Raw genomic sequence first — 2,167 nt, forward strand, 5'->3', positions numbered from 1 at the left:
CCCTCGATCACCGACTGCTCGTCGCCGATATCGATGGTGAGGGTGGTGAGCCGGTCGGCGGTGCCGCGCTCGGCGGCCTGCGCGCTCGTCGCGGCGAGGCCCTCGGCTGATACGTCGGCGGCGACCACCCTGGCGCCCTCGTCGAGCAGTCGCAGGGCGGTGGCCGCGCCGATGCCCGAGGCGGCGCCGGTGACCAGCGTCCGGTGGTTGTCGAGTCTGTTCATGGGGTTCTCTCCTGGTCTTGGGTGTCAGCCGAGTCGGCCGGGAACCGGTTCGTGGCGGAGCTGATCGGTCGCCAGCGCGCCGACGCGGACGGCGTCCTCGATGGAGTCGCGCAGGGCGGGGCAGGTGGGGATCCAGCTGCTGTGCTCACCGAGGGCCGCGCGCCGAGCGAATTCGGGGCACGCGGACTCGGCGTCGTCGAGCCACTGGATGCTGGTGTGACTGGGACTGAATTTCTCTGCCAGCACCTTGTTTCCGCAGGAAGCGCATTCGACGGGTTGCATGGCCGCCCCTCTCATCGCTCGCCGGCGGCATGGCGGGCGCCGATGTAGCCGAACACCATGGCCGGGCCGATCGTCGCGCCCGCACCGGCGTAGTCGTTGCCCATCACCGCGGCGGAGGTGTTGCCCACGGCGTAGAGGCCGGGGATAGGAGACCCGTCGGCGCGCAGCACCTGGGCGTCGGCGTTGTAGACCAGGCCGCCCTTGGTGCCGAGGTCGCCGATCCGCACCCGCAGCGCGTAGAACGGGCCCTTGTCCAGCACATCGAGTGCGGGTGTGGCCAGGGTCGGATCACCGTAGTAGTTGTCGTAGGCGCTGACCCCGCGGCCGAAGTCCGCGTCGTGCCCGTCGCGAGCGAAACCGTTGAAGCGTCCCACTGTGTCGCGCAACGCGTCGGCGGGCACGCCGATGGCGGCGGCGAGTCCCTCGAGATCGGGCGCGGACCGGATCAGGCCGGCCTCCGACCACGAGGCCGGGAACTTCTGGCCGGGCACGATGCCACCGATCGGGTAGCGGCTCTTGGCTTTGGCGTCGAAGACCAGCCAGGCCGGATCGTGGCCGCCCTTCAGCTGGGCGTGCACGAACGTCACATACGGCGATGCCTCGTTGGTGAACCGCTTGCCCGTGCTGTCGACGATGATCGAGCGTGGGATCGAGCGCTCCGACACCAGCACCTGGTTGATGCCCTCCGGTCGCTGGAACGACGGCATCCACCACGCGTCGTCCATGAGATCGACCGCCGCGCCGATCTTTTCGCCCGCGATGATGCCGTCGCCGGTGTTGTCCGCCGACGCCGCGCTGAAGTTGTCGCGCCCGCCCTCGGGCAGGTGGTCCTTGCGCATGGCCTGGTTGTACTCGAACCCGCCGGTGGCCAGCAGCACACCGGCACGCGCCCTGATCCGGATCTCGCGGCCGTCGCGCTCGGCGAGCACGCCGAGCACCGCGCCCGTGTCGTCGGTGATCAGCGAGCGCAACGGGGTGTCGAGCCACAGCTGCACTCCCGCATCACGCACGGCCAGGCGCAGCCGGGCGATCAGGGCCCGGCCGAGCGTGTCCATGTGTCTGCGCAACACGATCGCCTTGACCGCCCGCAGGCCGGTCAGCAGCGCGGTCCAGCGTGCCTTCCAGGTGCGGGTCACCATATTGAGCTGGACGAAGTCCTTGGAGGTGATGAACAGCCCCGGCGGTGTCGCGAGCGCGGCCGGACGCAGCAGATCCTCATCGGCGCCGAGCTGTTTGAGATCGACCGGCAGCGGCTCGATGGAGCGGCCCGCGGGCCGTCCCCCCGGTGCTTCGGGGTGATAGTCGGAATAGCCGGCGCACCACTGGAATCGCAGGTGCGGGCTGGTCTCGAGGAAGGCCAGCATCCGCGGGCCCTCGTCGATGAACGCGTCGAGGTTGGCCGACGGCACCCGATCGCCGACCACGGCGTCGAGGTAGGCGCGCACGTCGGCGCGGGAATCGCCGAGGCCCTCGCGCAGCAGCGCCGGGTTGTTGGGCACCCAGATGCCGCCGCCCGAGAGCGCGGTGCTGCCGCCGTACACGGAGGCTTTCTCGATGACCAGGGTGTCCAGGCCGCGATCGGCGGCGGCGAGCGCGGCGGTGAGCCCGCCCGCGCCGCTGCCGACGACGAGGAAGCCGACTTCGTGATCCCAGTGTTGTTC

General features: G+C 70.5%; 3 protein-coding genes. All 3 read right to left on the reverse strand.

The annotated features are described in order from the left end of the window. A partial coding sequence (locus ACFWF3_RS33240; RefSeq protein ID WP_379317894.1) for an SDR family NAD(P)-dependent oxidoreductase occupies positions 1–224 on the reverse strand: 224 nt, incomplete at its 3' end. Between the two features lie 24 nt (positions 225–248). Next, positions 249–506, reverse strand: coding sequence for a hypothetical protein (locus ACFWF3_RS33245; protein ID WP_378627708.1), 258 nt, complete (start codon positions 504–506; stop codon positions 249–251). An 11-nt stretch (positions 507–517) separates the two neighbouring features. Continuing rightward, on the reverse strand, positions 518–2,167 hold a 1,650-nt coding region (locus ACFWF3_RS33250; RefSeq protein WP_379317896.1), incomplete at its 5' end, for an FAD-binding protein.

Origin of the sequence: Nocardia sp. NPDC060220 (assembly GCF_042727815.1) — a bacterium.
Lineage (GTDB): Bacteria > Actinomycetota > Actinomycetes > Mycobacteriales > Mycobacteriaceae > Nocardia.

Bases quoted from the DNA above. Each gene is read 5' to 3' on its own strand.
- ACFWF3_RS33245 (WP_378627708.1), bottom strand. From the start codon at position 506: ATGCAACCCGTCGAATGCGCTTCCTGCGGAAACAAGGTGCTGGCAGAG.